Annotated in this window: 18 protein-coding genes; 7 read left to right on the forward strand and 11 right to left on the reverse strand. The window is 64.1% G+C overall.

Annotation, left to right across the window (positions count from 1 at the left end):
* The first annotated feature begins 498 nt into the window (after nucleotides 1-498).
* Both AUR65_RS06890 and AUR65_RS06895 read left to right on the forward strand, forming a co-directional pair.
* Complete coding sequence (locus AUR65_RS06890) at nucleotides 499-4,071, forward strand: PKD domain-containing protein (protein ID WP_233194325.1); 3,573 nt, start codon at nucleotides 499-501, stop codon at nucleotides 4,069-4,071.
* 66 nt (nucleotides 4,072-4,137) lie between these two features.
* Nucleotides 4,138-4,581 (forward strand): DUF5518 domain-containing protein, encoded by a 444-nt coding sequence (locus AUR65_RS06895; RefSeq protein WP_058566146.1) that lies wholly within the window; start codon nucleotides 4,138-4,140, stop codon nucleotides 4,579-4,581.
* Between the two features lie 72 nt (nucleotides 4,582-4,653).
* Here the strand turns inward: AUR65_RS06895 and AUR65_RS06900 are convergent, their stop codons facing one another.
* The 7 genes from AUR65_RS06900 to acs (AUR65_RS06930) form a co-directional block, all read right to left on the reverse strand.
* Entirely contained in the window at nucleotides 4,654-4,869 is a 216-nt protein-coding gene (locus tag AUR65_RS06900) for a hypothetical protein (RefSeq protein WP_007276411.1), read from the reverse strand.
* Nucleotides 4,870-4,937: 68 nt separating this feature from the next.
* Nucleotides 4,938-5,426: a universal stress protein gene (locus AUR65_RS06905; protein WP_058566147.1), complete on the reverse strand. Its 489-nt coding sequence runs from the start codon at nucleotides 5,424-5,426 to the stop codon at nucleotides 4,938-4,940.
* Between the two features lie 3 nt (nucleotides 5,427-5,429).
* Entirely contained in the window at nucleotides 5,430-7,079 is a 1,650-nt protein-coding gene (locus AUR65_RS06910; protein WP_058566148.1) for a VC_2705 family sodium/solute symporter, read from the reverse strand.
* Complete coding sequence (locus tag AUR65_RS06915; protein WP_058566149.1) at nucleotides 7,076-7,513, reverse strand: DUF4212 domain-containing protein; 438 nt, start codon at nucleotides 7,511-7,513, stop codon at nucleotides 7,076-7,078. The genes AUR65_RS06910 and AUR65_RS06915 overlap by 4 nt, the downstream gene beginning before the upstream one ends.
* 54 nt (nucleotides 7,514-7,567) lie before the next feature.
* On the reverse strand, nucleotides 7,568-9,562 hold the full coding sequence (acs, locus tag AUR65_RS06920; protein WP_058566150.1) for an acetate--CoA ligase: 1,995 nt from the start codon (nucleotides 9,560-9,562) through the stop codon (nucleotides 7,568-7,570).
* 198 nt (nucleotides 9,563-9,760) lie between these two features.
* Nucleotides 9,761-11,530: a bacterio-opsin activator domain-containing protein gene (locus tag AUR65_RS06925; protein ID WP_058566151.1), complete on the reverse strand. Its 1,770-nt coding sequence runs from the start codon at nucleotides 11,528-11,530 to the stop codon at nucleotides 9,761-9,763.
* 148 nt (nucleotides 11,531-11,678) lie between these two features.
* Nucleotides 11,679-13,595 carry an acetate--CoA ligase gene (acs, locus tag AUR65_RS06930; RefSeq protein WP_084816388.1) on the reverse strand — a complete coding sequence of 639 codons (1,917 nt, stop codon included), beginning with the start codon at nucleotides 13,593-13,595 and terminating at the stop codon, nucleotides 11,679-11,681.
* Between the two features lie 139 nt (nucleotides 13,596-13,734).
* On the opposite strand from acs (AUR65_RS06930), the gene AUR65_RS06935 reads away from it, so the two are divergent.
* Complete coding sequence (locus AUR65_RS06935) at nucleotides 13,735-14,898, forward strand: pyridoxal phosphate-dependent aminotransferase (RefSeq protein ID WP_058566153.1); 1,164 nt, start codon at nucleotides 13,735-13,737, stop codon at nucleotides 14,896-14,898.
* Between the two features lie 48 nt (nucleotides 14,899-14,946).
* On the opposite strand, the gene AUR65_RS06940 is transcribed toward AUR65_RS06935, so the two are convergent.
* On the reverse strand, nucleotides 14,947-16,965 hold the full coding sequence (locus AUR65_RS06940; protein ID WP_058566188.1) for a sensor histidine kinase: 2,019 nt from the start codon (nucleotides 16,963-16,965) through the stop codon (nucleotides 14,947-14,949).
* Nucleotides 16,966-17,113: 148 nt separating this feature from the next.
* Here AUR65_RS06940 and AUR65_RS06945 point away from each other — a divergent pair, with 148 nt between their 5' ends.
* A complete protein-coding gene (locus AUR65_RS06945; protein WP_058566154.1) occupies nucleotides 17,114-17,704 on the forward strand; it encodes a TetR/AcrR family transcriptional regulator in 591 nt (196 codons plus the stop codon).
* A complete protein-coding gene (locus tag AUR65_RS06950) occupies nucleotides 17,701-19,167 on the forward strand; it encodes an MATE family efflux transporter (protein ID WP_058566155.1) in 1,467 nt (488 codons plus the stop codon). Before AUR65_RS06945 ends, AUR65_RS06950 begins: the two co-directional genes overlap by 4 nt.
* Nucleotides 19,168-19,324: 157 nt before the next feature.
* Here the strand turns inward: AUR65_RS06950 and AUR65_RS06955 are convergent, their stop codons facing one another.
* Entirely contained in the window at nucleotides 19,325-20,026 is a 702-nt protein-coding gene (locus AUR65_RS06955; protein WP_058566156.1) for a hypothetical protein, read from the reverse strand.
* A gap of 58 nt (nucleotides 20,027-20,084) precedes the next feature.
* Complete coding sequence (locus AUR65_RS06960; protein ID WP_058566157.1) at nucleotides 20,085-20,699, reverse strand: hypothetical protein; 615 nt, start codon at nucleotides 20,697-20,699, stop codon at nucleotides 20,085-20,087.
* 192 nt (nucleotides 20,700-20,891) lie between these two features.
* On the opposite strand from AUR65_RS06960, the gene AUR65_RS06965 reads away from it, so the two are divergent.
* Nucleotides 20,892-21,131, forward strand: a complete 240-nt coding sequence (locus AUR65_RS06965; RefSeq protein ID WP_004978002.1) for a DUF7120 family protein — start codon at nucleotides 20,892-20,894, stop codon at nucleotides 21,129-21,131.
* Nucleotides 21,132-21,407: 276 nt separating this feature from the next.
* Complete coding sequence (locus AUR65_RS06975; RefSeq protein ID WP_058566158.1) at nucleotides 21,408-22,706, forward strand: carboxylate--amine ligase; 1,299 nt, start codon at nucleotides 21,408-21,410, stop codon at nucleotides 22,704-22,706.
* Nucleotides 22,707-22,792: 86 nt separating this feature from the next.
* On the opposite strand, the gene AUR65_RS06980 is transcribed toward AUR65_RS06975, so the two are convergent.
* Nucleotides 22,793-24,715, reverse strand: a complete 1,923-nt coding sequence (locus tag AUR65_RS06980) for an AAA family ATPase (RefSeq protein WP_084816382.1) — start codon at nucleotides 24,713-24,715, stop codon at nucleotides 22,793-22,795.
* Nucleotides 24,716-24,734 lie beyond the last annotated feature (19 nt).

A 24,734-nucleotide genomic window follows, 5' to 3' on the forward strand; every position in this document is an offset into this window, starting at 1 on the left:
CAACAGATGCGGAAGCCGTCTCCCGTCCAGTTCATATCATTGGAGCAATAGATTCAGGAGGGATACGTTTTGTTAGAATATTTATTTTGATAACATCTGTTTCAAAGAATAGTGCATAAAATATGCATGATACAGTTGTGAACGATTCAGGAATTTATTGTTTAAGTTCTTAAAACCTAATTCTTAGGCGTTCAAATCGGTTGTGGTAAGATAGATTCAAAATTGTATTGTATATTATTTACACAACTATATTTAACTCTGTATTTTTTAGATATAATATTTATATTCACGTCTCCGAGCCTATTCGGAATTTTTATAATACTATCCAGACAGTCTGAATCGCCTAATTATCGGTGGTGAAACCGAATTCGGCAGGGAAATGAAATCGAAGGGAAACACAGGGCAGGTTGCGGCGGACAGAGAGGCAAACAGCAGATGACGCGTGGACCCGAGATAACGCGGCAACAGGTTAGCACGCTTGTTTTGGCGCTGGTGACGGTGATTTCGCTCGTCGCGTGGGTGCCGGTCGGTGCGGCGGCGGTCACGAACGGTGCGGACATCTCGCACACCGACCTCTCGGTGACGCCGACGACGCTCTACGAGGGAAGCGCCGTCACCGTGAACGTCACCGTCGAGAACACCGGCGGGACACAACAGCCGTACAACACGACGCTCACCGTCGACGGCGACGTCGTGGCGTATCAAACCGGGACGCTGAACGCCGGCGCGACCGAACAGGTCACGTTCACGAAGACGCTCTGGGGGGCGGGGAGCTACGACGTCGCCGCCGGGGGGCTCAGCGCACAGACCGTGACCGTCGAGGAGGCTAACGCGAAGTTCCACGGCGGACCGGGTAACCACGGCTACTACCCGAATCAGACGGGACCGCTCACGGAACCCACGGAGGCGTGGAGCATCTCGGACGGAACGCCGCAGGTGATGCAACCGACCATCGTGGGCGACACGCTTTACACCGCCTTCCACGACGGCGGAAGCCTGTACGCGTTAGACCCCGAAACGGGCGAGGAGAAGTGGAACGCGACGCCCGGCGGCGCTTCGGGGTCGACGTGGACCACGCCCGCGTACGCCAACGGCGTGCTCTACCTCGGAAGCAATGACTACAAGCTACACGCGATAAACGCGACCGACGGCACCGAAATCTGGAGCTACCAGACGCAGACGAACGTCCGGTCGGCCCCCGCGGTCATCGACGGCGTCGTCTACTTCGGAAGCAACGACGGGAACCTGACCGCGGTCGACGCCGACACCGGCGAAGAACTCTGGTACTACACGATGTACCAGCCGGTACTGGTGGAATCGAACCCCGCGGTCGTCGACGGCGTCGTCTACGTGTCGGGTGACGACGATAACCTGACCGCGCTGAACTCCACCACCGGCGCACGAATCTGGAACTACGCGCTCCCCGACGAGAGCCAGTCGGACCCGACGGTCGCGAACGACACGGTGTTCGTCGGAAGCGACAGCACGATGGGTGAAACAAGCGGGAGCGGAAGCGTGTACGCCATCAACGCGACCGACGGCACGGAGCGCTGGAACTACTCGATGGCGGGCGACGTGGATTCGAGTCAGGTGTACGCCGACGGCGTCGTCTACGCCGGGAGCCGCGGCGGCGAACTCGTCGCGCTCGACGCCGCCGACGGGAACGAACGCTGGACCGCGTCGGGGACCGACTTCCGTGGCGCGCCGGTCGTCGCGGGCGACGTGCTCTACATCTCCGATTACGGTAACGATACCGTCCACGCGTTCAACGCGACCGACGGGACGGAACTGTGGTCGTACGACTCGCCGGTGAACACCCTCTACCCGACGCCGCTCGCGTGGAACGGCTATCTCTACTACGGAAGTGCCAGCCAGTTCCACGCGCTCACAGAACCGGCACCGACCGTCTCCGCGGTCAACGCGACGAACCCCTCGGGACAGAACCTCTCTGTGTCGTTCGACTCGTCGCAGAACCTGACGAACATCTCCGTCTCGGTCTCCGGACCGAGCTCGACGACATTCACCGAAGGCGACTTCGTGGAGTCGGGGAGCGGGCCGTACATGTACACGCTCGCGTCGCCGTACGAGACCGGAAGCGACGGCACCTACACCGTCACGGTCGGGACCGCCGAGAACGTCGACGGCCAAGACGGGGCCGGAGACGAGTCCGACAGCGTCACTATCGACACGACCGCGCCCGCCGTCGACGCGGGGGCGAACGCGACCGTCGACGAGGACACCGCCGTCGAGTTCAACGCCAGTAGCTCGACCGACGCCTCGGGTATCGCGGCCTACGAGTGGGACTTCGGCGACGGCTCCGCGAACGCGACCGGCGAGAACGCGACCCACACCTTCGCCGACCCCGGCACCTACACCGTCACGCTGAACGTGACCGACACCGTCGGGAACAGCGGGTTCGACACGCTCACCGCGAGCGTCAACGACACGACGTCGCCGACGGCCTCCGCCGGTGCGAACCAGACCGTGGACGAGGACACCGCCGTCAGTTTCGACGGCTCCACCTCCACGGATAACGGGGCAATCGCCACCTACGAGTGGGGCTTCGACGACGGCACCGCAAACGCGACCGGCGAGAACGCGACTCACACCTTCGCCGACCCCGGAACGTACGACGTGGTACTGACCGTGACCGACGGCGGCGACAACGCCGATTCGGATTCGCTGGTCGTGACCGTGAACGACACGACCGCGCCGACCGCCGACGCCGGCGGAAACAAATCGGTCACGCGGGGCAACGCGGCCGAGTTCGATGCCGGCGGTTCGACCGACAACGTCGCCATCGACTCCTACGAGTGGGACTTCGGCGACGGCGCGAGCTCGACGAACGCCTCCGAGACGCACAGCTACGACTCGACGGGGACCTACACCGTCACGCTGAACGTGACCGACGCCGCCGGGAACGTCGGTTCAGACACGATGACGGTGACCGTGAAGGCTAAATCGTCCTCGTCATCGTCATCGTCTTCGTCTTCGTCTTCTTCGTCCTCTTCCTCGTCGTCGTCCACGACGGAATCGAGCGAGGGGACGGACGACAACTCGGACGTCGTCGTCGACTCGAAAAGCGAAGGCACGAGCAAGCGCGCGAACGTGTCGGTCAGGAACGTCGATACGAGCCGCCCTGTCGTCATCGCGCTCGAACCGGTCGCGAACGACACCGAAACCGGCGAGACTGGAACTAACGAATCCGCCGGAGACGCCGGAACCGACGAGGAACCGGCGTCGTCCGCCGCCGAGAACATCTCGGTCGCACAGCTCTCGATGAACGTGAACAACGGGGACGACTTCACGCTGAACGTCACGACGTACGAGGCGACCGAGGACGAGGCCACGGGCGAGCGCTTCCAGCGCGAGACGGGCGCGACCTCGGCGGGCTTCGTCGTGGTCAACCACTCGATACACGACGACGACATCGAGGACGTGACGTTCACCTTCAGCGTGCGAAAGCGCTACTTCGAGGCGACGGGCATCGGCCCGGAGTCGGTTGCCCTCTACCGCGACGAGCACACCCAGTGGCGCAGGCTCGACGCCAGTCTCGTCGAGGAGTCCGAGACGCACTACGTCTTCGAGGCGACCTCGCCAGGCCTGTCGCTTTTCACCATCGGCTCGACCGTCCCCGTCTTCGAAACGACCGCCGCCGAAGTCACCGAGACGAGCGTGTCGGTCGGACAGGAAATCGAAGTCGCAGTCGACGTGTCGAACCTCGGCGGCGCGGGGGGAACCCACGCGCTCGACTTGCTGGTTGACGGCGAGCGCGTCGCCGGCGGGACCGTGGAACTCGGCGCGTTCCAGAACGGAACGGCCACGCTCAGCTACGCATTCGACGAGGCCGGGACGTACGAACTCGCGGTCGGCGACCAGGTCGTTGGCAGTATCACCGTCGAAGAGTCGCAAGCGGCGCAGACCGCGGCGTCGGCCGACGAGTCGGAGCCCGGTGCTGACGATGGCGACGGTGACGGCGGCAACGCCGGATGGACGCTCGCCGCCGTCGTCGCCGTCCTGCTCGCCGCCGGCGCTGGCATCGCCTACCGACGACGAGAACGCGACGAATAGCCCCGAAACGGCCCGCTTTTTTCGGTTCGTGAACAGAGTTATTAGATGGTAGACACGAATAGGAGTATGAACGACCACAGCCCTCCAGGCGGACTCCCGTGGCGACGGCGGTACAGCCTCGTCGGCGGCCTCGTCGCGGCGGTGTTCGTCTCGTGGAGCTATCTCGACGGGCGGTCGGCGATGTCGCTGACCGCGGTGTTCTTCGCCGGACTCGTCGTCGGCGCGGTGGCGAAGCGACGGCACGGAACGGCGACCGGCGTCGGCGTCCGGACGGGACTCGTCGGCGGACTTCCCATCCTCTGGGTGCTGTTCGACGTGCTCGCGTTCGCCACCGGGCTGTCCGGCCCGACGTGGTTCGTCGGCGCGGGGTGGCTGATGGCGCTCGGCGGAGTCGCCACGGTCGGCCTGCTCGGGTTCGGTCTGTCGGCGCTCCTCGGCGGCGCGGGCGCGAAAGTCGGCGCGGCGTTGACGACGTCTGACCCGCCGTCACCGACGGCGACGAACGAGTGACTGCGCCGGCGAGCGCGAACCCGCGACCGCTCCGAGTCCGTACGAGAAAATAGTCCGGGAGTGAATCCAGCGTCAGCGCTGTTCGCGCGCGGCTTCGACCGACGCGAAGAAGCCGAAGTACGCGACGACGCCCGCACCCATACAGAGGTAGAACGCCCACTGCGGGCCGTCGAGAACGTCGAACAGGACCGAAACGACCGTCACCCACACGAGGGCGAACAGCAGGTCGGTCAGCATTCCCGAGCGGTGTTCGCGCACGTGGGTACGAATCGTCTCCGCGAGACTCATCGGCGGGTCACCCCGTCGGGAGCCGCGGGTGGCGTGGTCGTCTTCGCGTGGGTCGCGTCGGACATGCGTTACGCTTCCGCTTCTGCTTCTGTTTCCGCTTCCTTTTCGTGGACGTCGACGACGAGCACCGGGAGTCGAGTCCGCCGCAGGACGCGTTCGGTCACGCTCCCGAGGACGACCCGGGAGAGCCCGGAACGGCCGTGCGAGCCCATCACGACGAGGTCGATGTCGTTGTCCTCGACGAACTTCCTGATGGCTCGCGCCGGTTCGCCCGGGACGACGTGTTCGCGGACGGCCAGTCCGTGTTCGGCGGCGGCGTCGGCGACGTAGCCCGTGGCCGCGTCGGCCGCGTCCTTCACTTCGGGCATGTCGTCGAGGTGGCCCTGTCGGATGCGGTCGACCTGTTCGGTTCCCAGCGAGTAGCTGGTGGCGTCGACGTCGACGACGTACAGCGCGTGGACCGTCGCCCCGTACTTCGACGCGATGTCGACCGCCTGTTCGACGGCGTACTCCGCCGCTTCGCTTCCGTCTGTCGGGATGAGGATGTGTTCGTACATTGGTTAGTCGTCCGCGGGGGACTGGCCCCCGTCGGCGCTCATGACCACGTCTTCTGCGGACTGTTGCTGGCCCATCGGTTCCGGGCTGTGACACTGCCGAACCATCTTCTTGATTCGCTCGGGCGGTTCGTCCGTCGCCATCGAGACGGCGATGGTGATGACGAACACCAGCGGCGTGCCGACGAGCGCCGCGCCGATGGCCGGCACGAACTCGGCGAAGAGGTCGCTGAAGTGGAAGATGAGGTCGTTGACCACCGCGGCGACCCAGAGCGCGAGGCCGACGCTCATACCCGCGAGCGCCCCCTGACGGTTGGTGTTCTCCCACCAGAGGCCGAGGAAGAACATCGGGAACAGCACGATGGCCGCGAGCGAGAACGCGAGCGCGACCAGTTCACCGACGAGCGCGGGCGGGTCGAACGCGGTTATCGTCACGATGACACCGAGCGCGACGATGGTCGCGCGACCGACGAACACCTGCTGACGCTGGGTCGCGTCGGGGTTGATGATGTTCGTGTAGATGTCGTGGGAGACGGCGGACGAGGCGGTGATGAACAGCCCCGCGGTCGTCGCGATGGCGGCGGCGATGCCGCCGGCCGCCACGAGGCCGACGAACCACGTCGGCAGGTTGGAAAGTTGCGCCGCGAGCACCACGATGAGGTCGCCCTCACCGCCGCTCATGCCGCCGTTGGCCGCGAACGTCGGGCCGTACTGGGAGGCGTCGTAGAGGTCGACGCCGAACGCCGCCAGCGCCGGGGCGCTCCAGTACAGGAGCAGGATGAAAAACAGCCCCCAGACGGTCGACTGCCGCGCCGTCTTTTCGTTTTCGACGGTGTAGAACCGCACCAACACGTGCGGGAGGCCGCAGGTCCCGAAGATGAGCGAGAACGCCGTGGCGATCCAGAGGTAGAACCCCGCGTTGGCGAACGGTTCGGAGAACTCGGCCGACAGCTCGCCGATGAGTTGGCCGTATTCGATTTGCGGGAGGACGGTCGAGTAGCCGCCGGTGAAGCCGACGACGTAGACCGCCGTCAGGAACGCGACGATGAGGATGACGTACTGGACGGCCATGTTCTTGGTCGCGCCCATCATTCCGGAGATGGTCAGGTAGCCGACCGTAATCGCCATCATGACGATGACCATCGTGACGTAGTCGGTCCCGAAGACGTACAGTCCGACCAGACCCATCCCGCGGGCCTGTCCGACCGAGTAGACGAACCCGATGAGGATGGTCGTCAGCGCGCCGATTGCCCGCGCCGTATCGGAGTTGAATCGGTCACCGACGAAGTCGGGTGCCGTGTACTTCCCGAACCGACGCATCTGCGCGGCCAGGAAGATGAGGAGGACGAAGTACCCGGCCGTCCAGCCGATGATGAACGCGAGCCCGTAGAAACCCGCGAGGGCGACCAGTCCCGCTAACCCGAGGTACGACGCCGCCGACATCCAGTTCGCGCCGATTGCCATCCCGTTTTCGACGTTTCCGATCGACCGACCGGCGACCCACATCCCCTCCGTATCGGCGACTTTGAACACGTAGCCGATGGCGAGGAACAGAGCCAACATCCCGACGACCATGATGGCCGGTACGAGTTTGAACGAGATGTTGAGCGCCTCGGGGAGCAGGTCGCCCGACTGGAGGAACACGCTCGCCGTCATTCGACGCGCCCTCCGTCGGTGACGGCGGCCTCGCTCTCACTCTTCGAGCGCGACTTCGAGGCCGCGTGGTCGATGCCGTACCGCCTGTCGAGTTGGTCGCGCTTGCGGGAGTAGACGAACGCGAGGACCAGCGAACTGGTCGGCGACAACACGGCGACGAGGAAGTAGTGCGCCGGGAAGCCGATGACCGGTAGCTCCGCGGTCATCGTCGCCGGTGCGAAGTAGGTGAGCACCGGCGGTCCGAACGTGAGGAGCGCCCACGCGATGAACCCGGCCCAGATTATTTTCAGGTGGTCTCGCATGAACGGGGTGCTCGGTTTCAGCAGGTTCACCTCCCTCGACAGGTAGTCTACCTCGTCGTGTTCGGGAGCTGTGCTCCGGTCGGTGCTCGTGGTGTGTGAGTCAATTTCTGACTCGGTTGATTCGCGTGACATAGATTGTTGGTCGTCTCGTAGTTACACTCGATACGGGCGGCCGAAGGCGGCCGCTCAGTCGTTCTGCGCGCCGACTTTCGCCGCTATCTCCTCGACGATTTCGGGGTTCCGAAGCGTCGAGGTGTTACCCAGTTCCGCGCCGTTCGCCACGTCTTCGAGCAGGCGACGCATGATTTTGCCCGAGCGCGTCTTCGGCAGTTCGGGCGTGAACACGACCTGTTCGGGTCTGGCGATGGGACCGATGGCGTCCTCGACGCCCTCGACGATGCGCGCGCGGAGGTCTTCGCCCTCCTCGTACCCGTCTTCGGTGATGACGTAGGCGTAGACGGCCTCGCCTTTCACCTCGTGGTTCCCGCCGACGACGGCGGCCTCGGCGACGCCCTCGACGCCGACGATGGCCGACTCGATTTCCATCGTCCCGAGGCGGTGGCCCGAGACGTTGATGACGTCGTCTACGCGGCCGAGGACGGTGATGTAGCCGTCGTCGTCCACTTTCGCACCGTCTTCGGGGAAGTAGACCCAGTCGTCGGGGTCGTCGCTGTCGGTGTCGGAGTACTCCGCCCAGTACTCGGAGATGTAGCGCTCGTCGTTGTTGTAGAGCGTCCGAAGCATCCCCGGCCACGGCTTGTTCACCGTGAGATAGCCCGCTCGGCCGGGTTCTACTTCGTCGCCGTTGGTGTCGACGATTTGGGCGTCGATGCCCGGGAGCGGCGGCCCGGCGGACCCGGGTTTCATGTTCTTGACGCCCGGTAAGGTCGTAATCATCATACCGCCGGTCTCGGTCTGCCACCACGTGTCTACCACCGGGCAGTTCTCGTTGCCGATGTGCTCGTAGTACCACTTCCACGCGCGCGGGTTGATTGGTTCGCCCACCGTGCCGAGGAGGCGCAGGCTCGACAGGTCGCGCGACTCGGGGTACTTGCTGCCCCACTTCATGAACGCGCGAATCGCCGTCGGAGCCGTGTAGAAGATATCGACCGCGTACTTCTCGACGATTTCCCACATCCGGTCGCGGTTCGGGAAGTCGGGCGTGCCCTCGTACATCACCGTCGTCGAACCGAGTGCGAGCGGCCCGTAGACGATGTAGGAGTGGCCCGTAATCCAGCCGATGTCGGCCGAACACCAGTAGGTGTCTTCCTTCTCGATGTCGAGGACGGCGTGGGAGGTCCACGTCGCGTAGGAGAGATAGCCGCCGGTGGTGTGTTTGACGCCCTTCGGTTGCCCCGTCGTTCCCGACGTGTACATCAGGAACAGCATGTCCTCGGCGTCGCGCTCGACCGGCGCAACGCGCTCGCCGCTCTGTTCGTCGAGGAGGTCGTCCCAGTCGTGCTGGTTGCCCTTCAGGTCGTGGCCGAAGCCGTCGTCACCCAGTCGGTCGACGACGACCGTCGCGTCGACGCCGTGGTCGACGCTGTCGAGTCCCTCGTTAGTCTTGTCGAGGTGGTCGAGCGGGTCGCCGCGGCGGTAGTAGCCGTCGCAGGTGACGAGGAACCGGGAGTCCGCGGCGTTCATCCGCGTCGCCAGCGCCTCGGCGGAAAAGCCGGCGAAGACGACGTTGTGCGGCGCGCCGATGCGAGCGCACGCGAGCATGGCGATGGGGAGTTCCGGAACCATCGGCATGTAGAGCGTGACCACGTCGTCCTCCTCGACGCCGAGGTCACGCAGGGCCGCCGCGAACTCGTTCACCTCGCGGTAGAGGTCCTGGTACGTGTACGTCCGCGTTTCGCCGTGTTCGCCTTCCCACTTGATGGCGACGCGGTTCTTGTCCCCGTTTTCGACGTGGCGGTCCACGCAGTTGTAACAGGCGTTCAGTTCGCCGCCGGTGAACCACTCGTAGAACGGCGGGTTCGAGTCGTCCAACACCTCGTCGTACTCGGCGTCCCAGTCGAGCATCTCGGCCGCGCGCTCCCAGCAGCCGGGCCAGTTCTCCTCGAACTCGTCGTAGATGTCGGCGTCCGAGACGTTCGCTTGCGCGACGAACTCCTCGGCGGGTTCGAACTCGTCTTGTTCTGCCAGCCGTGCCTCCAGTTCAGCGTCACCCTGTGCCATATGTCGTGTTAACGAGTCTCGACAAGGGGCATAAGTAGGGTAACTAATTATCGAAAATTAACACTACGATTATACATAATAGTCTTTAAACGAGTTTATGGGCTTTAGAGCCGGATTCGAACGGCACCCGTCATTGTCTGAAAAATTTGGTAAACTATCAATCAATAACGGACGTTCGTGTGCTAATGCGTCGCACGCCTAAGCGTCTAGGGTCGAAGCGCGTTCGTCGGTGTCCTCGTCGTCGAAGAACGCGGTCATGAGTTTCTGCTGTGCGGTTCGGAGGTGTTGGTGGAGCGTCGGCGACGAGATGTCTATCGAGTCGGCGATGTCCTCGGCGGTACTACCGCGAGGCCACTCGAAGTACCCGGCGAGGTAGGCCGCCCGCAGGACGGACTGCTGCTTGTCTGTGAGTCGCGCCACGAGCGACTCCCGGAAATCGGCGGTGTTTCGCGTGGGCCGTTCGACCTCCTGTTTCGCGACGAGTTCGGTCGCGGGATAGGCGTCGGTCAAGTCGGACATCACGTCTCGGAGCGGCGTTTCGTTCGAGAACTCACCGACGAAACGGGCGACGCCGTCCTCCGCGACGAACCGCGAGACGGTGCCGTCGTAGGAGGTGAGCGTCGTAATCGTCGACCCCGCGGAGAGCGCGACTTCGAGGAGCGACTCCGTCCCTCGGTCGCGGATGAGGCGGATGTGCTCGACGGCGTCCGTCGTTTGCAACTCGTCGAACACCGCGTCCGTCGTCGCCTCCCGGACGGTGAGGAAACACAGCAACGACTGCGCTTCGATGGGGACGACGCCGCGGAGCCGAATCGAACAGCCGAGGTCCGCGGAGAGGCGAACGAGCACGTCCCGCTCGTCCGAGGATTCGAACTCCAGTTGGACGACCGTGTCGGCGAGGAGTAGCTTCCGACGCTCGGCGGCGGCGATTGCCTGTCCGACGTGGCGACCCAGCGTCACCAGTACGTCCGCCTCGGCATCGGGGACCGCTTCGCCGGCGAGCGCGACGTAGAGCGCACCGTAGGCGGTTTCGCCGTGTACCAGCGGAACGACGGCAAGCGGCCCGGTCTCCGAGTCCGACGGCGAATCGGTGCGCACCGTCTGTACGTCGCGGGTGTCGCACGCGCGTCGGGTGAAATCCGTGCCTCGACCGGCGAGCGAGCGACGGACCGCGTTGAGCGCCTCCTCGTCGAGTCCGGCGGCGGTGAGCGACGCTCGCGCGTCGGTTTCGCCCGACTCAATCCAAGCGAAACGATAGCGGTCTGAGTCGGTGAGTCGGTCGCAGACGGCCTGTTCGACCTCGCTTCGCGTGTTCACCGCCGAGAGTGCCGACCCGACGCTTCGCGCGGCTTCGATGACCTGACTCACTCCGTCGGGGACGCCGCTGACGGCACGCCCGTCGCTGTCGGCGGGGGCCGGCGAAAGCGCATCGAGCACTTCGTTTTCGCTCGGTTCGCCGAGGAGCGGCGCGAGGCTCTCGAGGCGGTCCCATCCACCGATTCGCATGACGACACTCGGGGGGACGCCGTCGGCGAGCATCGTCCGGGCGAAGTGCCGACGCAGGTCCCGAGTCGAAACGTCCGCCAATCCCTCGCGGCCGGTCGTTTCGGCGGCCCGCTCGCCGACCGATGCCACGAGCATCTGTAGGCGTCGGGGCGTGACCGGAAGCACCCGCTCCGTCTCGCCGATATCGGTCGTCGTGACGTACTTCCGAACGTCGTGTTCGACCTCGGTCGGCAGGTACGCCTCCCGGCCGTCCGTCGGGACGGCGAGGAAGTAGAGTTCCGTTCCCCGGTGTCGCCGCCGGGTCACGTGGGAGGGTTCGAACTGACTCATCTCGGCCGGCGTGAGTCCGACTTCCGCGCCGAGTCGAAGCACGAGGTCCTCGCGGTACGTCTCGGTCGCCCGTCGCAGTTGCTCGTACCCACCCGCGGCCAACGGCGTCGGTTCGGAGGTTCCGTCCCGCATTCGTTTCGGAAGAATGTGGAAAAACGAACTAAAGCTTCCGGTAAGACGGAGCAGTTCACACCGCAAGAACAGTAGCCCGCAGAGATAGCGTCACTTCTGGGCAGTAATTCGGTTTCACGTTAGTAAGGTTATCCGAAACGCAACGTCGTCAGCGGTCTCGGACGATGGATTCGAGTTCGCCGACGATTTCGGGATTCTGAAGCGCGGACGTGTCGCCGAACTCCTCGCCGTTGGTGATGTTCTCCAGAAACCGGCGCATAATCTTCCCGGACCGCGTCTTCGGGAGGTCGGGCGTGAAGACGACGGCGTCCGGCGTGGCAATCGGACCGATGCGCTCGCGGACGTGCGAGCCGATTCGCTCGCGGAGGTCGTCGTCCCCGGAGACGCTCGTCTCCAGCGTGACGTACGCGTGGATACCGCCCGTGTCGGCGTCGTCGACGCTGACGACGGCGGCCTCGACGACGCCCTCGACGCCGACGATAGCCGACTCGATTTCCATCGTCCCGAGGCGGTGGCCCGAGACGTTGATAACGTCGTCCACGCGGCCGAGGACGGTGATGTAGCCGTCGTCGTCCACTTTCGCGCCGTCGCCGGTGAAGTAGTGCCAGCCGTCCACGTCGAGCTTCGCCGCGTCCGTACCCCACCGATGACCGTGTCGGAGCGCGAGCGGCATGCCGGGCCACGGGCGCGTGAGAACCAGATATCCGGCCTCGTTCGCAGGGACCTCCTCGCCGCGGCCGTCCACGACTCGAGCGCCAACGCCCGGGAGCGGCGGCCCGGCGGTGCCGGGTTTCATGTTCTTGACGCCCGGGAGAGTGGTTATCATCATACCGCCGGTCTCGGTCTGCCACCACGTGTCCACCACCGGGCAGTTCCCGTCGCCGATGTGTTCGTAGTACCACTTCCACGCCCGCGGGTTGATGGGTTCGCCCACCGTGCCGAGGAGGCGCAGACTCGACAGGTCGCGCGACGTCGGGAGCGACGCGTCCCACTTCATGAACGACCGAATCGCGGTCGGGGCCGTGTAGAACACGTCGACGGCGTTCTCCTCGATGAGGTCCCAGATGCGGTCTTTCTCCGGGTAGTTCGGCGTGCCCTCGTACATCACCGTCGTCGTGCCGAGCGCCAGCGGGCCGTAGACGACGTACGAGTGGCCGCTAATCCAACCGATGTTCGCCGTAGAGAGATACGTGTCCTCAGGCTTGAGGTCCAACACCGTCTGCGACGTCCACGTGACGTGGGCGAGGTAGCCGCCGGTGACGTGTTCGACTCGCTTCGGTTCGCCGGTGGTCCCCGACGTGTGGATGAGAAACAGCACGTCGTCGGCCGCCCGCTCGACCGGGTCGACCTCCGCGCCGGCGTGGGCGTCGACCAGTTCGTCGTAAGTGTGCTGTCCCGCTCCGAGGTGTTCGGTCTCGCCGAGGTGCTCGACGACGACCATCTCTTCGAGGTCGTGGGCGGCCTTGAGGCGGGCGTCGTCGGCTTTGCTCTTCAGGAAGATGGCGCTTCCCCGCCGGTAGTAGCCGTCGCAGGTGACGAGGTACGCCGAGTCCGCGCTCTCCAGTCGCGTCGCCAACGCGTCCGCCGACAGCCCCGCGAAGACGACGTTGTGCGGCGCGCCGATGCGGGCGCACGCGAGCATGGCGATGGGGAGTTCCGGAATCATCGGCATGTAGAGCGTGACCACGTCGTCTTCCTCGACGCCCTGCGCGCGGAGCGCGGCCGCGAACTCGTTGACCTCGCGGTAGAGGTCCTGATACGTGTACGTCCGCGTCTCGCCGAGGTGGCTCTCCCACTTGATGGCGACGCGGTTCTTCGCCCCGGCTTCGACGTGCCGGTCGAGGCAGTTGTAGCAGGCGTTCAGCGTCCCCCCGGCGAACCACTCGAACGGGGGTTCGTCGTCCGGAAGGACCGAGTCGTAGGGGTCGAACCAGTCGAGCGTCGCCGCCGCTCGCTCCCAGCAGTCGGGCCAGGCCTCCTCGAACTCGTCGTAGACCGAGTCGTCGGTGACGGTGGCCTGTTCGACGAACTGCGGCGGCGGTGTAATCTCCTCGTCTCCGGCCATCCTCGTTTCGAAGTCCGGCCCACGACGGTTCGACATACAGGAGTTACGTCGGCCTCATCGCATTAAAACGTTCGTCGGGGCGACTCGGGCGCCGGGAGCGTCCGCCAAGATTCTTGTGTCAGCCAGTCCCAGCCCACGTATGCCGACACCGTCCCCATTTTCTCGACGCATCGGGAGCGAGCGCGTCGCGGGAACCCGCGAGTCCGTCATCCGGGAGATGACCCGCGAGGCGCACGAACACGACGCCATCAACCTCTCGCAGGGGATTCCCGACGAGGACGAGACGCCGGCGAGCGTGAAGCGCGCGGCGAAAGACGCAATCGACACGTCGAGCCAGTACACCATCACGTGGGGACTGCCGGAACTCCGGGAGGCGGTCTCGGAGCGCTACGCCGAGTGGAAGGGCGTCCGCTACGACCCCGAAACGGAGGTCACCGTCACCACCGGGACGAGCGAGGCCGTCGTCTCGACGCTCCTCGCGCTCTGCGACCCCGGCGACGGCGTCATCTACTTCGAGCCGACCTACGAGAGCTACATCCCGGCCGTCCAGTTCGCCGGAGGGGAGCCGATGCCGCTCGACATCACCGACGGCCTCGAACTCGACGCCGACGCGCTGTGGGAGGCCGCCGAGGACGCGTCCATGCTGATTCTCAACCACCCGCACAACCCGACGGGCAACGTCTTTTCGCCCGACGAACTCGAACTCGTCGCGGAGGTCGCCGAAGAAGAAGACCTCGTCGTCGTCACCGACGAGATATACGAGAACATCGTCTACGCCGACGACTACGTCAGCCCCGTCGAAATCGACGGCCTCGCCGGCCGAACCGTCGTCTGTACGGGGCTGTCGAAGACGTACTCCGTGACGGGGTGGCGCGTCGGGTTCGCGCTCGCGCCCGAACCGCTGTCGGCCGAACTACGGAAGGTCCACGACTACACGAGCATCTGCGCGCCGACGCCGTTCCAGCAGGCGGGCGTCGAGGCGCTGTCGCTCCCGGCGGACTACTACGACGACCTCTCGGACTCGTACGAACGCCGCGGCGAACTGCTGTACGACGGCCTCCGGGAGGTCGGCCTCGACCCCGTGAAACCGGACGGCGCGTACTACATGCTGACGCGCTATCCGGGCGACGCCGACGACACCGAGTTCGCGCACCGACTCGTCCGCGAGGCCGGCGTCGCGGTCGTCCCCGGGAGCAGTTTCTACACCGAGGGGAGCGCGGACTGGGTTCGGTTCACGTTCTCCCGCAACGAGGCGACCATCGAGGAGGCGCTCCGACGACTCGACGAGAACCGCTTCTGGTAACCCGGTCGCCCCGGTAGTGCCCCGGCGGCGACCCGCTCGGGACCGCGGTCAGGCGTCGTCAGCCGACGCCGCATCCGCATCCTGCGCCGAGCCCTCGGCGCGTTCGACGCCGCGAATCACGAACCGCGCGCCGGCGTCCGCGGCGTCCTCGTAACCGACCGACCAGCCGTGGGTGTCGGCGATGGTACGGACGATAGCGAGGCCGAAGCCGGTGCCGTCGGCGGCCGTCGTGAAGCCGGATTCGAAGAGCTTCGGTCGGTCCGCCGGCGGGACGCCGGGGCCGTCGTCCTCGACGTAGAAGCCCGCGTCGTCGTCGAGTCGGCCGACGGTGACGGTCACGTCCTCGCCGGCGTGTTCGAGAGCGTTCCGAAACAGGTTCTCCAGAAGTTGGAGCAACCGGGTCCGGTCCGCGAGGAACGACGCGCTGTCCTCGACGACCAGCGTCGCGGGCCCGGTTTCGACGTTCGCCCACGCCTCGGTCGCGGCGGTGTCGAGCGAGACCGTCTCGCGCTCCTCGACCGTGCCGCCGCGGGCGAGCGCCAGCACGTCGGTGATTATCTCGCCCATTCGCTCGTGGGCGGCCTCGATTCGCTCGACGTGGTCCGGGTCGGGGCGGTCCGCCTCCCTCACCAGTTCGAGGTAGCCCTCCGCCACGTTCAGCGGGTTTCGCAGGTCGTGCGAGACGACGTTCGCGAACGTTTCGAGCTGTTGTTCGTGCTTTCGCCGGTCGGTCACGTCGTGGGCGTTGACGACGACGCCGCCGACGACGGGGTCGTCGAGGAGGTTCCGACACCGGACGCTGAAGACGCGCCACCCGCGGGTCGAACTGCGGAACCGGAGTTCGGCGGTGGCGTCCTCGTCGGGGCGCTGCAACGCCTCCCGAAACGTCTCGATGGCGGCGTCCTCGTCGTCGGGGTGGAGAAACCGCTTCATCGACTGCACCTCGCTCGGGTCCTCGTCGGTACCGAGGGTCTGGGCGGCCGAGTCGCTCAGATAGGTGACAGAGCCGTGGGCGTCGAGAACGAAGATGAGGTCGGAGGCGTTCTCCGTGAGCGCGCGGAACCACCGCTCGCGGACGCGGCGCTCGGTGATGTCGTGGAGGATGTGCAGGTGGCCGCGAACCGCGCCCCGGCCGTCGGTCACGGCCGACCTATCGACCTCGAAGTGGCGCGCCTCGCCGTTGTCGTCGACGACGCGCAGTTCCCCACCGGTTTCGAGCGCCTCGGCAGTCTCCGCGTCGAACACGTCGGAGACGGGCGACCCCAACGCCGAGGAGACCACGTCGAACAGCGCCCTCGCCGCCGGGTTGCTGTCGGCCAGTCGGCTCTTTCGGTCGACGACGACAACGGGGTCGGCCATTCGCTCGATGACGAGGTCGCGCGCGATGGGGCTGATGTCGAGGATGCGGTACCGCGAGAGGCCGACGGAGAAGAGGGCCGCCGTGGCGGCGAACGAGATAGCAATCGGCTCCGCGGGGGCGAACGGCCTCCAGAGGTACGCCGCGCCGACGACGGCGGGCACGAGGATGCCGACAAGCAACACGAGCGCCTGCTTTCGGTATATCTGTCGGCTCCGCAGGTAGTGGATGCCGAGGACGACGAGCGAGGCCCCGACCGCGGCGTAGCTGTAGAACACGTCCGCCCAGAACAACGGCCCGTGGACGACCTCTGCCGTGGTGATTCCCCCGGGGGTCGAAAACGACAGCGACTCCCACAGGAGCGCGTGGACCCCGAGGGCGTTCGTCGCCGCCCCCGCGATGACCAACACGGGCCACGCGGCGAACAGCGCGGCGGTTCGGCGGGAGACCCACCGCTCGTAACCCGCTATTTCGAGGGCGAAAAGCAGGGTGAAAAACACCGTCGACTCCGAGGGGACCAAGACGAGAACGTACCACAGGAGGCGGGTGGACTCCGACCCGGCGAGGAGGTAGACGGCTTCGAACAGCGACCAACAGCCGGCGGCCAAAGAGAGGGCGATGAACCACCGCCCGGTCGGTTCGTCGCGGTACTGCCAGCCGTAGCTCGCGACGCCGACCGACATCACGGTCGCGAGGAGAAGCGCACCCACGTACGGTGACAGCGAGAGAGACACTACACCCCGGTACCCGGCTTGGCCACTTAGAAACTCTGGCAGACGGCCGACCGTGAGTCGCCCTAACGAAGGGTTTCGGGGTCCAAAGCCTCTTAACTGACCGGTCAGTAAGCTCGGACAGAAAATGGACGCAGAGACGAGGTCCGAGATACTCGAAGCGACCAACCGGGCGCTCTGCGAGCACGGATACGCCGACCTCACGGTACAGCGAATCGCGGACGAATCGTCGGTGACGAGCGCCGCGATTCACTACCACTTCGACACGAAAGAGGAGCTCCTCAACGCGTTCCTCGACGACTTAATCGAGCGGTTCGAATCGAAACTGTCGTGCGAGGCGTCCGACCCGCGGACGCGACTCGACGCGGTTCTCGACGCGGTGTTCAGCCGGAAGGACCCTGGAGCGGACGGCTTTCCCGTGGCAATCATGGAACTGAAGGCGCAAGCGCCCTACCACGAACTGTTCCGCGACCGCTTCCTCGACTTCGACGGCGTGATGCGCGGGGTCGTCGCCGACATCGTCCGCGACGGCGTGGAGGCCGGGCACTTCGACGAGGCCGACCCCGAAGAGGTCGCGCGGCTCGTCACGACCATGAGCAACGGCGCGCACGCCCGCGCCGTCGCGCTCGGCGAACACCCCGCTGAGACCCGGCGGGTCGTCGAAGACGCCCTCGAACTCCACCTCGGCTGGACGCCGGCGTCGGGGGTGGACGAATGAGCCTGTTCAAGGGACAGGAGGAACTCAACCTCACCGAGGGCGGCATCGTCAAGCCGCTTCTCTACCTGTCGCTTCCCATCGTCGTCACGAACCTCCTCCAGACGGCGTACAACCTCGCGGACACGTTCTGGCTCGGCCAGTACTCCACGGAGGCGCTCGCGGCAATCTCGTTCGCCTTCCCGATGGTGTTTCTGCTCATCTCGCTCGGGATGGGGCTGTCCGTCGCCGGGAGCGTCCTCGTCGCCCAACACACCGGGGCCGACGAGACGGACAAAGCCGAGTACGCGGCCTCGCAGACCGTCACGTTCGCGTTCCTCGGGTCCGCGGTGCTCGGCGCGCTCGGCTACCCGCTCGTCAACCCGTTCCTCGATTTCCTCGGGGCCTCGCCGGACGTGCTCCCGGGCGCGACGGCCTACATGCAGGTCATCGCGCTCGGCCTCCCGTTCATGTTCGGTTTCTTCGTGTTCATCTCGCTGATGCGCGGGGCGGGCGACACCATCACGCCGATGCTCGTGATGTTCGGGACCGTCGTCCTCAACGTCGTCCTCGACCCGTTTTTCATCAACGGATGGGCGCTGGGTCCGATTCAGTTCCCCGAACTCGGGATTCAGGGCGCGGCCATCGCCACCGTCATCTCGCGGGTCCTCGCGATGGTCGTCGGCATCGCCATCATGGTGTCGGGCACCAGAGGCATCCAGATTCACCTCACGGACATGCGCCCGGACTTCCGATACCTGCGGAAGATTCTCCGCATCGGCGTCCCCGCCAGTATCGAGGGGACGGGTCGCGCGCTCTCTATCAACGCGCTTCTCATCGTCGTCGGGCTGTTTTCGACCTCCGTCGTCGCGGCGTTCGGCATCGGCACCCGCGTGTTCTCGGTCATCTTCCTCCCGGCTATCGCCGTCGCGCGCGGCGTCGAGACGATGTCCGGCCAGAACATCGGCGCGGGGAAGTACGACCGCGCGGAGCAGGCGAACTACGTCGCCGCCAAGGGGCTGTTCTTCGTCCTCGGCCTGCTCGGACTCGCCATCTTCCTCGTCCCGGAGCCCATCGTCTCGGTGTTCACCACCGACGCCGAAGTGCTCGCCGTGGGCGCTGAGTTCCTGCGGTACGTCTCGCTGTCGTTCGGCTTCATCGGCATCATGCGGGCGTTCACCGGCGGCTTCCGGGGCGCGGGCAAGACGCTCATCGCCGCGGTGATATCGGTCGTCACGCTCGCCGGCATCCGGCTTCCGGTCGCCTTCGTCGCGTCGCAGGGGCTCCTGCCGACCGACTTCTGGTTCCTCGGGAGCACCGACGTGCGAGGCATCTGGATAGCGTTCTTCGTCTCGAACGTCGTGGGCGCGCTCATCGCGTGGCTCTGGTTCCGCCGGGGAACGTGGCGCGAGGGCGACGTGCGCGGGACGCCCGCCGGCGGCGAGTTGGAGAACGACGACGTGGAGCTATCGAGCGGGATGGACTAATCCGGAAGAAGAGCGGCGTCGTCAACGTCACACCGTCGCGTTCGTCGGCCGCGACATCGACCCCTCGGCTGGTCGGTCGTCCCGGACTCGACCGCGACACGGGGAGTCGAGTAAACCCCGGGCTACGGCTCGACGGTCGTGTTCGAGGACACGGTGGTCACTCCAGCGTGAGCGAAAAGCCCCACGTCGCTTCTCGTCTGTCGTCGTCAGACTCCGAGAGCCCGCCGGTGGCGAAGTTCGCCTCGAAGCGGAACTCGCCGACCGGGAGACAGCTCGCTTCTTCGCCCTCGGACTGGGCGACGCCGTAGAGGTCCACCAGTTCCGACCGCGATTCGCCGGGTTCGAGCGAGAGAATCCGGTACTCCTCGGTCACGGCGATGTGGTCTTCGAGCCGCCAACAGCCCGCCTCCGCGGGGTACTCGCCGTCCGCAGGGAGGAAGATGAGGTCGTTCGTCGTGTCCGAGACGTACTGGAAGAAGACCGTTCTCCCCTCGCCGACCTCGACAGTCTCGTCGCCGGTGTTCGTCAGCGTGATGCGGACCTGCGGCGGATGGTCGTCGTTTGCGAGGTCCTCCGTTATCTCGATTTCGTGTTCGACGGGCACGTCGGGGGCGTCGTCGACGCCGACGAGCGAGATACCCGGGCCGCCCGACGGGCGAGTGCCGCCGGCTCCGTCGTCGGTGCCGTTTCCGTCCGGGAGGTCGTCCGTCGTGTCCGTCGGCTCGTCGGTCGGTGTGTCAGTCGGTTCGTCGTCAGTCGTCCCCCCGTCGTCCGACCCGCCGTTGCCGACACAGCCGGTGAGGAGACCGAACGAGAGGAGGGCGGTCGAACCGAGGAAGGTGCGTCGTGTCAGGGACATACCCAGTAGTGGTCGCGGACGGGAATAACCCTACGCGAGAGTCAAATCGCGATTTGAGTCACGGGGCGGCGTCGCGGTGGCGACGGTAGTACTCCCACTCCGCGTCGGTGCCGTAGTGGACGACCAGGTCGGTCGCCGTCTGCTCGGCGACGCCCGACGCGCGCCTGAGCGCGGCGGTGTTCCGTTCGAGCACCGCGGCCGCGACGGCGTCCGCGCTCCCGAAGTGGTCGAAGAGCGCCCGCGAGACGCGGTCGCCGGCGTTCGGGACCGGCGCGCAGGCCGTCCGGATGCGCGCCCGTTCGGCCCGGTCGTCCACGCGCTCGACCCACGTCCGCGTCCACGCGGCGACCGCCTCGCGCTCGTCGTCCGACGCCGGCGGCTCGAAATCGCGGACCGAGTCGTCGACGACGCCACCGAATCGGGCCGAGACGGAGAGTCCGCCCGGATGCGGGAGAACGTGCACGCCCGGCGAGTCGCCGGAGTCGGTACCGACGAGCACCGCGGGGACGGACTTCTCGAAGCGGAGCGCGAAGTTCGCCGGCCGCGGCTCGCCGGGCGGGTAGATGACCCACTCGTCGCTCGGCAGTTCGACGCGCTCCGGAAGCCAGCCGAGCGCGTCGCTCTCGGCGGGAGCGGAGGCCTCGTCGGTCGCCGGGTCTGTGTCGCGTGTCACGTCGGTCCCTCGGTCTGGGGCGTCGGGCCCCGACGCCGTTCGTCGCGTTGAGGGTCCGACCGGGCGCTGATAAGACACGCGGTTGTGACTGACGCGCGGCGCGGAGTGTCACCATCGGTGACCAGTTACCGACCGGAAACCGCGATTACTCACACCCGGTCGCTCAAGTATGTCGAGCACGAACGCGCTTCTATGCCCGTCGTAGAAGTCAATCTCCCGGACGAACTGCTCGTCGAGTTCGAACAGCTCGTCGACGAAGAATTCATCAGCGAAGAACAGGCCGTCGAGGAGCTCCTCTCGATGGGAATGGACGCCTACGGTGCCCCCGTCGACGACGAGGACGGCGTTCAGTCCGACTTCGTCCAGAGCGCCCAGAACAACCTCTTCGACACCGCCGGCGACCCCGGTGGCCTCGACGACGACGTGCTCTAAGGCGGCGGTACTCCGCCTGAGCCCCCGGTATGCTGTGGATAACCACCGCCGAACCGTCGGTTTGCTCGACTCTCACGAATCGAATCCGGTCGGGCGCGTTCGAATCCACAGTTCGGCCGCCGCCGCGACGCACCCCCAACGGCGCAGTCTGACCCCGTCGCGGACGGCCACCGGCGCTCCGACCGCCGAGTCGAGCGGTCAGAACCGACTCCCGCCAGCGGCCCTGAATCCGTTAGCGAACCCATACTAATTCCGTCACCGCGCGACGGTTCAGGCATGTCCAAACGCGCGAACGCCCGGGAATCGGTACTCGTTCCATCGGGCAACTACACCTGCGTCCGGTCGCTCGGCGAGCGGGGTGTCCACACGGTCATGGCCTCCGAACACGACGACACGCCGGCGGCCTCGTCCCGATTCTGCGACGAACTCGTCCGCATTCCCGCCCCGAAAGACGACCTCGTCGCCTACAAGGACGCCCTCGTCGGCATCGCCGCCCGCCCGGACGTGAAGACCATCATCCCGACGCGGCCGGAAGACGGCTACATCTTCTCGAAGTACCTCGACGAGTTCGAGCAGTACGTCGACCTCGTGGTCCCCGACTTCGAGACGCTCCGCCGGGTCCACGACCGAAAGCTCCTCTACGAGGCCGCCGTCGAGGCCGGCGTCCCCATGCCGCGGACCCGCCTGTTCAGCGAGGTCGAGGCGTTCGACGAGCCCTCGATTATCAAGCCGCGGTACAACGTCGTCGCCGGCGAGTACGTCGACAGCTACGACCCCCACGAGTACGACATCGTCAAGAGCGTCCGCCACGTCCGCCCCGGCGACCGGCCGAACGCCGACGAGATATACGCCGAGATGAAACACGACCCCATCGTACAGGACTACGTCCCGACCCAGGACAAGTACATGTTCGCGGCGCTGTACGACCACGGCGAACCCCTCGCGACGTTCCAGCACCTCCAGATTCGCGGGAACTCCTACACCGGCGGCGGCGGCGTCTACCGGACCTCGGTGTACGACCCCGAACTCGAATCCGTCGCGCGGAAGCTCCTCGGCCACATCGACTGGCACGGCCTCGCGTGCATCGAGTACCTCAAGGACGCCGAGACGGGCGAGTTCAAACTCATCGAAATCAACCCCCGGATGTGGCAGTCGCTCCCCTCGACCGTCCGCGCCGGGGCCGACTTCCCGTACTACTACTGGCTGCAGGCGACCGGGCAGAAACACCGCATCGAACCGGGCTACGAACTCGGCGTCGGCACCCACTACCTCTGGGGCGAACTCGGCTACGTGATGAGCGTCCGCCGCGACGACTCGCCGCTCGTCGAGCGCCCGTCGTTCGTCAAGACCGTCTGGGAGGTCGCCGCCTCAATCTACCGCGAGCCGAGATTCGACCTCGCGCGCCTCGACGACCCGGTTCCCTTCGCTCGCTACGTGCACCACGCGCTGTTCAACCGCGGGGACGACGACGGCGAGGCGGAATCGACCGCCGACCGCGACGGTGACGGAGACGAACCGGAAGAGCCGAGAACCGGTATCACGCTGACGCCGGGACTCAACTTCAGGGGTCGCTGAGTCGGCCGACCGTCGTGGCGGCACTACTCGTTGTGGGGCTGTTTAAATTTGTAGATTGGGCAATTGTACTGAAGTTCCTAATTCAATCAATTATCGATATTAGAATTGTCAATAAAATTATCAGTAGCCCAGTCATCTATTCCACAGAGAACCACCTCTCTTTTCGGAGCAACAATATTCTGCCCTTCTGATGCCATCTTAACCAATCTCTGCGCCACGTTTACTTTGGATGGTGCATCAACTCCTTCACTCTGACACCAGTCTTCTACAACCTGAACACGATTGTTTTCGGCGAACTCGTCTGTGTTCAGTTCAGCGTTTGGGTTCTGCCACTCATTCAGTTCGTTATTGACGGCTTCAACGTATGCTTCCAAGTCTACCAGATCTTCCAGCACAAGCAGTTCATCGGAGAAATCACGATAGGTTTTAATCTTCTGTGAGCTTGCACCAGCATTCACAAGATCGTCCCTATTTTCGTGACCACCATTATCGCCATCAAGCAATATTACAGATCTACCTGTCTCTGAAAGCAACTCTGAGATTTTCTTCTCTCCGACGTTTGCCGCACCAGGGGCAATTTGATACTCCAACTCTGATTTACCAGTCGCTTGACGGATGAGTGTTGGTAGTAAAATAGTCTCACAGGGACCTTCAGCAATTAACGAGTTTCGAGCAACTGTGAACGCTAACGGATTCAGACCCATTGCTATCATGATAGGCTTGAAACCAGGTTCATCAACCCAAAATCCATTCTTGATGTTACTTCGCTCACCCTTCTTTTGTACGACAGGGCGAATCCCTCTACCAAGGTCTGATGGAAGACAGCCCGCAGAGTGAGTGGTGTAAATTACTTTCTGTGCAATAGTCTGCGTCTCAAGTACTTCGACCAACTCAGCCTGAGCATCATAACTCAGATGTCTTTCCGCCTCATCAACCAACAACACAGGCTTCTCACCAGCATCGTTCTGGTTCAAAAAGGCAACCAACGCCACGAACCAACGAAGCCCATCACTTCGCTGGTGAATCGGAGATCGGTTTTGTTCGTCCGGTGTTCGAACATTTATATGTAGAACAGTCCCATCAATATCAAGAACTGGAACAACATCTGTTCGGACCCAAGACTTAGAGAATGCTCTTTCCAATTCTTTGCTGGCTTCCTCCGTCAGATCATTTGCTAAATGTACTGTGCCGGACTCAGCCGCTTCCTTGAGTTCTTGAAGATCCAAACTAGCTAATTCCGCTAAATTCGATAGCGCACTCGGCGCGTTGGGAACTGTATTACTCAGGTCGTATGTCGATTTTAAATTCCGATCACGTTCACTAAAGGAAAGAAACATTGGGCGTCTCTGTAGCAAAATTTTCCTTGCTTTCTCTGGCGGCGAATTCCTCTCATGCTTCGCTAACTCCTCAAACGACTCAATTATCTGCTTGACCAAGTCAGTATCATACTTTTCAGAATCCAAGTTCTCTAAAATCCCAGCCAGTTTATTAGAACATTCTTGGAGAAGGTTTATTGTTTGATCTCCAAGATAATCATCGTTAGAATCTAGCTTCCCAGACAATTCCTTCAGGTTAGAAGAAACTCGACTATTTGTTTTCCGACCAAAAACTGTCGACTGGAAGAACATCTCAAGTTCAGATTTCACTTCTTTCCGAGGCTGAAGATTGTGATTTAATTCGGGCTGGACTCTGGCATTTACGGAGCCATTTTCGAGTTTCGTGAAAGTGCATTTTTTAATTTCTTCGGAATTCTCAACGGGTTTTAGATCTCTGTAGTCCTCATCTTCGAGGCTAAATGTGGCATCTATTTTCGTCGTGATATCTACCCTACGGGTCTGATTTTGAGCCTCAATCTCGTCCTCGCTATTCAATTCTTCCAGAGCGTCCAGAAACGACGTTTTCCCGGATTCATTCTGCCCGATCAATGCAATCAAATTTTCCAGCAGACGGACACTAGTCGGATCTTTAAACCGACGAAAACCCTGGACATTGACCCCAATCAATTCCATATAACTCAGTTGCCAACCA

Source organism: Haloferax marisrubri (assembly GCF_001469875.2).
Taxonomy (GTDB): domain Archaea; phylum Halobacteriota; class Halobacteria; order Halobacteriales; family Haloferacaceae; genus Haloferax; species Haloferax marisrubri.

Bases quoted from the DNA above. Each gene is read 5' to 3' on its own strand.
- AUR65_RS06945 (WP_058566154.1), top strand. From the start codon at position 17,114: ATGGACGCAGAGACGAGGTCCGAGATACTCGAAGCGACCAACCGGGCG.
- AUR65_RS06955 (WP_058566156.1), bottom strand. From the start codon at position 20,026: ATGTCCCTGACACGACGCACCTTCCTCGGTTCGACCGCCCTCCTCTCG.
- AUR65_RS06910 (WP_058566148.1), bottom strand. From the start codon at position 7,079: ATGACGGCGAGCGTGTTCCTCCAGTCGGGCGACCTGCTCCCCGAGGCG.
- AUR65_RS06915 (WP_058566149.1), bottom strand. From the start codon at position 7,513: ATGTCACGCGAATCAACCGAGTCAGAAATTGACTCACACACCACGAGC.
- AUR65_RS06905 (WP_058566147.1), bottom strand. From the start codon at position 5,426: ATGTACGAACACATCCTCATCCCGACAGACGGAAGCGAAGCGGCGGAG.
- AUR65_RS06950 (WP_058566155.1), top strand. From the start codon at position 17,701: ATGAGCCTGTTCAAGGGACAGGAGGAACTCAACCTCACCGAGGGCGGC.
- acs (WP_084816388.1), bottom strand. From the start codon at position 13,595: ATGGCCGGAGACGAGGAGATTACACCGCCGCCGCAGTTCGTCGAACAG.
- AUR65_RS06980 (WP_084816382.1), bottom strand. From the start codon at position 24,715: ATGGAATTGATTGGGGTCAATGTCCAGGGTTTTCGTCGGTTTAAAGAT.
- AUR65_RS06935 (WP_058566153.1), top strand. From the start codon at position 13,735: ATGCCGACACCGTCCCCATTTTCTCGACGCATCGGGAGCGAGCGCGTC.
- AUR65_RS06925 (WP_058566151.1), bottom strand. From the start codon at position 11,530: ATGCGGGACGGAACCTCCGAACCGACGCCGTTGGCCGCGGGTGGGTAC.
- AUR65_RS06975 (WP_058566158.1), top strand. From the start codon at position 21,408: ATGTCCAAACGCGCGAACGCCCGGGAATCGGTACTCGTTCCATCGGGC.
- AUR65_RS06895 (WP_058566146.1), top strand. From the start codon at position 4,138: ATGAACGACCACAGCCCTCCAGGCGGACTCCCGTGGCGACGGCGGTAC.
- AUR65_RS06900 (WP_007276411.1), bottom strand. From the start codon at position 4,869: ATGAGTCTCGCGGAGACGATTCGTACCCACGTGCGCGAACACCGCTCG.
- acs (WP_058566150.1), bottom strand. From the start codon at position 9,562: ATGGCACAGGGTGACGCTGAACTGGAGGCACGGCTGGCAGAACAAGAC.
- AUR65_RS06965 (WP_004978002.1), top strand. From the start codon at position 20,892: ATGCCCGTCGTAGAAGTCAATCTCCCGGACGAACTGCTCGTCGAGTTC.